The organism is Terasakiella pusilla DSM 6293 (assembly GCF_000688235.1).
GTDB classification, from domain to species: domain Bacteria; phylum Pseudomonadota; class Alphaproteobacteria; order Rhodospirillales; family Terasakiellaceae; genus Terasakiella; species Terasakiella pusilla.
Genome location: NZ_JHYO01000058.1, coordinates 1 through 5,186 on the forward strand (window position 1 = coordinate 1; position 5,186 = coordinate 5,186).

Genomic DNA, 5,186 nt, shown 5'->3' on the forward strand with positions numbered 1-5,186 from the left:
CCGAACTCGGCCGTGAAAACATGTTGCGCTGATGGTACTTCGTCTTAAGGCGCGGGAGAGTAAGTCGCTGCCAGGCCTTCTAAAATGAGTAAGTCTTAACCTACACAATCGTTACAAAAATAGCCGCCCCTCAAAAGGCGGCTTTAGTCTTTCTAAAAGACACCAACGCGGGGTGGAGCAGCCCGGTAGCTCGTCAGGCTCATAACCTGAAGGTCGTCAGTTCAAATCTGGCCCCCGCAACCAACAAATAACCCGGCCATTGGCCGGGTTTTTTGTTGGCTGTCTGGGTACCATATTTAAACTGCGCAAAACGCGACGAAGCTCGCGTTTTGCATACAGTTCGGCCGAAGGCAACGGCGCAGCAAGCAAAGCGCAGCGAGTACGGTAAATCTGGCCCCCGCTTGGCTCGAAAAGGTGATGAAAATGATGGTCAAAACCATCACAATTTAAGTTTCGAAATCGGCTTGGGTCATCAATAGGTAAACATTAGAAAATCAGTTTATGAAGGCTCATGAGGCGAGCAGTGACAGGCGAATGTAGGCTTGTTCATTTTCAAGGTCGGGCTATATTGAAATTAGTTTGTTTAGGATCATCTCAAATTCAGGAATCGGTAAGCCTCTACTGTTGTAGATTTCTGTCGTATGTCCTCCGCAACCTGATTTGAGTTCTTAAACCCAGCGTCCCGATGTCAATATATATGTGTAAGCATGGGTGGGGAAGTTTAATTCTGGTTCTAACGGGTGGAGGAGTATCATCTTCTGTCTTTCTGATCATATCAGCAAGGCTAAGAGCTAACTTTATAGTACCTGATTGAAAAGGGTTACACCTCAATTCCACATGAGTAGCAGGTATTCTTCCAGTCTCCTCAACTTTTTTCAAATTCAATCCTTCCAACAACATTCTCATCAACTCCACCAATGTATTTATATTGATTGACCAGATGAAAAACACCGCGCATTCGAATTGCGACAGTTTCCTGCTTGAACAATCGGCATAGATTTATCGAAAGTGTAAAAACTCGTTGAGATCGGAGTGTTCCCACTTCAACCACTTTCGTCGCGATCTTCTTCCCTTTATAAACACCAAGAGCATCGCGGACAGAATAGGTATCAAAATATTCTGAGACCATTTTAGTAAGAGCCGAAAACTCTTCGCTGGTGAAAGCCTCACCGTTCGTACTTGCAACATAGATTGAATGATCAATCAAATTGGAGTTTTCATAAGGCGCATCAACACCGTTTTTATGAGCATCCCTGATATCTTCGAGATGAGAACAAGCTGCCAATAAATCCGTACATAAGGGTGTCGGCGTTCGGGTTCGAACTGCCAATACTACTTGCTGATAAAACCAAATCGTTTCTGTTGGTGTTGCATTAAAACGATCCCATACAGCGGGTCCATACCTTTCCAAATCTTTAATCAAGCTTGAAAGGTTGTGGAATTTATCTGCCGCAATCACCAATATGGTTGCATCACTTTTGGTTGGAATGGCATCTATATATTTTTGTTTGCGATCTTTCCAAGGAGCCTTTTCATGACTCGGGTTATCATTAATGGAATCTGAACATTCTTCAACAATCCTTGCAATAGGATCACCAAAAAGCTCACGAACTTCATTGAGAACCTTGGCACCACCACAATCTTCAACGACATCATGTAAAAGAGCAGCACAAGCTTGCTCCTGGGTTCCCCCATTTTCCATGACAAGGGCAGCCACAGCCATCAAATGCGAGAGGTAGGGAATTGAAGTCCCTTTTCGCGATTGATCACGGTGTTTTATCTCTACGAATGCAAAAGCCTCAGAGAGTGTGTTAGATGTTTGAAACTGCAAACCCATACCTTCCTCCTTTTCTATGTGGCTAGACTATCTCGTAAAAGGTATTCCCCAAATTAAAATCGAAGGCTTCGTTTTGATCGAACACTTACAAGGCAATAGCCATTTACATCTTTAATTAACGGTGGAGGTCACGGTGATGACACGGTTAGTCGTCTTCGCATCATTTAATTTGAACCTCATCGCTTTTGCCTAGCAAAGAATTCGGTCCACGTTTTTTAATTTCCTCTCCTCTCCTCCCGCCAAATCCGGTTCCCTTTACGAAGATGGGCAAGTCTCATGCCCAACTCATCGCGTTTATGTTTGCTGACCAATTTACTTAATGGGGACTGACTGATACCAAGACCGGTGACAACCTGTTTGCGAAATATGCAGCTTGTCAAAGCTAATTGGACCGTTTGTCTGTTAAATTCATCAGATTTTTGAGATCCATTTATTCTTTCTGTAAATCTTAGCTTAACAGAAGGTAATCTCCAGTTTTATGGAACGGGTCTACCTTTCGGGAAATGTTTTTGAGGAATAATTGAGAGCCACAGCCTTTTCGGGGAAAGCCACAACAGTTTTGTAAGAAGCCACAAGCATTTTTACAAAGACCACAGTGTTTTATAGAAAAGCCACAGGTGATTTTGTTGAAAACGCGCTAAAAACACAGCCAGTTCATGAAGGGTCAATACAATAGTTATTTAACAACAAAGGCTTATATGAGTTGTGTATTTTCAAACTCTTTTGCAGGATAAGCGAAATGTATGACAGACATTCTTGTTTTTTGCTGTTAACCTTCTTTTATGGTTTTTGATGATGAAGAATATAGGCGCATAAAAGGCGGTTCGGTCAATCTGGGAGAAGAACGCCTGATGAAGCATTTTTTCGCGAAATCTGGTCGTCCTTCCAGTGGTTTTGGGCGATCACGCCGGGCAGCGCGTATTCGCTACAATAACTATAGAAATTATGTCGGTGATCAGGGCAAGCGAGAAGCGGTCCTCAAAGTTGTCTCCGCTAAGAAATCAGCAAGTTCGGTTCGAGCTTTGGTCAAATATATATCCCGGGAAGATGAAGCCGAGAGGGTAGAACTGCATGATCAATTTGGTCTGCCAACTGACAAGGAGGTAATCAAAAATTGGGGATTGCGAACGGACGGGGAAAATAGGCGAGAAGATGGGACTTGGCGTAATAATCAGGCATGGCATCTGGTGTGTTCGATTCAGAAAGAAGGCGATGTGGAGAGCGCGGAGGCGTTAATTAAATTGGAAGCTGCGGTCCGTGGATTTGTTGCCGAAAACTTTGCACAACATTATTTTCATGTGATCTGGACAATTCATGAGGATACGGAAGATCATCCCCATGCTCACCTTGTGATTAAGGCAAAACCTGACCGGGGGAACCGTCTGCATTTTGATCGAACGGGCGAGATGATTGATATTTTGCGTGATAGTTTTGCAAAGCACTTACAGGATGTGGGGTTGGATTACGTGGCGACACGGCGTGAAGATCGGCATCATATCAGAAGAAAGGTTTTGTCAGATAAACTGTCTTTGCGATCTTCTTTTCCAGCAGGGGGACATCGAGTAGAAGGGCCCATTCTTTTACATTTGGCTCAATCCGCCAAACCGGAAAAACAGAAATGGAGTCTTTTTGATAAAAAGGAAAAGTGTCTAGTTCCTGATCTATTTAAACGGGTGTATTTAGAGCCTGAGACAGCATACAAAAATTGGCTTTGGTTGATTCAGCACCCAAATTGCGAAGGACGCAGGCGAAAAGCGCATCGTTTTGGTATCTGGGTGCTTACCACGCGTCCGGATGTGATAGGTAAGCTCGTTGAAGGAGCTCATAAACCTAAAAATGGTCAGGAAGTCATAAGCGCTTTAAAAGGTTGGGCTCTCGATGGATGGCCGCAGAACTGGCAACCGATCTTAAGGCGGACCGTTAAAAAGAAAGCAGATAAAGAGAAAACGCTGGTATCCCTATCACGGATGTTCAGGAATGGGATTTCTAATCGCGCAGAACGTTTTGAAGTTATGCAAAGCGAATGGAGTGATCTGTTGTATGAGGTGCGCCAAGCACGCCAGAAACAAAGAGAAAGACAGGGCCCTGTGAAGTCTTCTCAACGAAGCGGCTGGAGTTTGTAACTGGCTATTTTAGCCAGCTGCGAATTTTTTGCTCTATTCTCTCGATCAAGTTGCGGATTTGATATTTATCCGGTGCCGGGTTCATGTAGAGCAGGCTGAACAGCATTTTGATGTGCATGATTACTTCATCTGTCTGCTCTTTTATGAGGCAGGGAATGTGCGGCGTCGGGTTATTCGCGTTCAAAATAGCCGATTTGCGGATGTAGCTTGATAGTGATTTCAGATTTGCTTCTTTTACTGCTTTTCGCAAGGTTTCCTCTTCTTCAGGGGTGAGGCGGATACTGATAATAATAGTTCTTTGTGTCATGCTTTTTCCTTTCAAAGCACGTCTAAAAAGTGAGTTTGAAGTCCAATCTTTATCCCTAAGCCTCAGGAGTATTCATGAGGGGACATAAGCAAGGGCAGGAATTGAAAATAAACTCGATTTAAAAGAACCTGAATGTCGATAAAATGACTTTCAGGTGTTTACCGGTTCTCAAAAGTGTTTGAGATACGCCCATTGGTAAGCAGCCATTCATAGAGGTCTCGACGGAAATACCGAACGATGCGGAGCTCATATCCATGAACATGGGGGCGCAAGAATTTTGGTCCGCCACCCCGGCTTCGGTATCGCGCAAGACTATCGACTGAAACTCCCGTAATTTCAGACGCTTCTTCGGCATTCACGGCACAATCTAACCAAGTGGGGTTCGAGCAAAGGATTGTTGCAAGGTGAGGTAGCTGTCCTATTAATTCATCATTTGTCATTTCTTTAATCCTCATGAATGTTAGTGAGAACCAAAGAATGCCAAAGCTTATTCATTTAAAACGGATTCTAATTCTTTCCATGTTATTATTTTGTAGCTCCCGTCCGGTTGTTCTATTTTATAAGCAATGATTGGATGAGGTGCTAGGACCTGACGTGCCCCACTTTGGTGGTCCAACCGCTATGTTAGTTTCTGGCTATTATTGTCGTCCTGATGTGGCGACTGGAGCGTAGCGTAAGTCAGAACATCAGGACGAGGCAAGAGTGTTTTTGGTGCCGGAGGCTTGTAGCCCAGTGAACTGTGCGGACGAACTTCATTGTAAAACTGCCGCCAGCGTTCAATCAGAACCTTTGCCTCCTGCAAGGTATAGAATATTTCTCCGTTTAAAAGTTCATTGCGAAGCTTGCCGTTAAAGCTTTCGTTATAGCCATTTTCCCAAGGTGACCCCGGCTCAATATAAAGCGTTTTGCAACCGACCTT

The 5,186-nt window shown here is 44.0% G+C and carries 4 protein-coding genes and 1 tRNA gene; 2 read left to right on the forward strand and 3 right to left on the reverse strand.

From position 1 onward, the window contains the following. Positions 1 to 166: 166 nt before the first annotated feature. Positions 167 to 243 (forward strand) — tRNA-Met (locus Q397_RS0119770). 622 nt (positions 244 to 865) lie between these two features. Here Q397_RS0119770 and Q397_RS24550 read toward each other — a convergent pair. Next, positions 866 to 1,837 (reverse strand): HD domain-containing protein, encoded by a 972-nt coding sequence (locus tag Q397_RS24550; RefSeq protein ID WP_051610399.1) that lies wholly within the window; start codon positions 1,835 to 1,837, stop codon positions 866 to 868. Positions 1,838 to 2,619: 782 nt separating this feature from the next. Between Q397_RS24550 and Q397_RS0119780 the strand changes: the two genes are divergently transcribed. Then, positions 2,620 to 3,960, forward strand: coding sequence for a relaxase/mobilization nuclease domain-containing protein (locus tag Q397_RS0119780; protein ID WP_028880863.1), 1,341 nt, complete (start codon positions 2,620 to 2,622; stop codon positions 3,958 to 3,960). Positions 3,961 to 3,964: 4 nt separating this feature from the next. Here Q397_RS0119780 and Q397_RS0119785 read toward each other — a convergent pair whose 3' ends face one another. Continuing rightward, the gene (locus tag Q397_RS0119785) at positions 3,965 to 4,267 is read right to left on the reverse strand and encodes a plasmid mobilization protein (protein WP_028880864.1); all 303 of its coding nucleotides are present in this window, start codon (positions 4,265 to 4,267) and stop codon (positions 3,965 to 3,967) included. Positions 4,268 to 4,886: 619 nt separating this feature from the next. Further along, positions 4,887 to 5,186 (reverse strand): integrase core domain-containing protein (locus tag Q397_RS23585; protein WP_240475108.1); only part of this gene is annotated, 300 nt, incomplete at its 5' end.

Excerpts from the sequence above, each read along its gene's own strand:
- Q397_RS0119785 (WP_028880864.1), bottom strand. The coding sequence starts at position 4,267 with ATGACACAAAGAACTATTATTATCAGTATCCGCCTCACCCCTGAAGAA.
- Q397_RS24550 (WP_051610399.1), bottom strand. The coding sequence starts at position 1,837 with ATGGGTTTGCAGTTTCAAACATCTAACACACTCTCTGAGGCTTTTGCA.
- Q397_RS0119780 (WP_028880863.1), top strand. The coding sequence starts at position 2,620 with ATGGTTTTTGATGATGAAGAATATAGGCGCATAAAAGGCGGTTCGGTC.